Origin of the sequence: Candidatus Hakubella thermalkaliphila, from assembly GCF_013281975.1 — a bacterium.
In the GTDB taxonomy this organism is placed as follows: domain Bacteria; phylum Actinomycetota; class Humimicrobiia; order Hakubellales; family Hakubellaceae; genus Hakubella; species Hakubella thermalkaliphila.
This window is the reverse complement of the sequence record NZ_BLRZ01000427.1, coordinates 1-646: the sequence shown is the minus strand read 5'-3', so window position 1 is coordinate 646 and position 646 is coordinate 1. Positions and strand designations below refer to the sequence as shown.

Genomic DNA, 646 nt, shown 5'->3' with positions numbered 1-646 from the left:
CGGTACGGCTTCAAGTTCAGGCGCCTTCCAGCTTGCAGTGAACCCTTCCCCGTGCATCCGCTACAAACATTGTCTGACCCACGACTGTCTGTGCCAAATGTACAGGTTTGACCCACGCTTTGAGACATTGGTTGTATTAACATCCTTATCCCAGTTCTGAGTCTGGGGGATGTGTTCCCGCTGTCTCTCCTGAACCCAGAGGTCCTCGCTCCACCAAGTTTATCATTATCTTGGCTTCTCCACTTATTGACCTCATCCGTCAGTCTGCAAACCTCCTTTCCATTTCCCTCTTTGGTTATAGGAACGGTCTTTGTCATTTCAGGGTCATCCTGACTGGTTCGCAGACCTTCCGAGCTTTCTCTGCTGACCTCTCCAGAATTGCCGCCTTCAGTCCGCCGGAAGCTTCCTTGGGTGCTTTTCCCAGTTCCTTCCCCAAGGATTATAGCCATCGCCTCGAGCCCGTGAGGCTTGGCAGCTACAACAATGGGTATTTCGGCGTCTATTCTGTTCGCTCTCGCTACGGCCCTCCTGGTTGCTCGCCTCCCTATAGAAGGCTTTTACTTCCGGGCTTTCAGTCGCTGGGTCACCCCTATCGACTGCCGGGTATAACTACGTTGCCAAACTGGGAATTGCAACGGTGGGACTT

General features: G+C 52.8%; 1 protein-coding gene. It reads right to left on the bottom strand.

All coding sequences use genetic code 11. The annotated features are described in order from the left end of the window. A partial coding sequence (locus HW443_RS13150; RefSeq protein ID WP_219857273.1) for a hypothetical protein occupies window positions 1-317 on the bottom strand: 317 nt, incomplete at its 3' end. Between the last annotated feature and the right edge of the window lie 329 nt (window positions 318-646).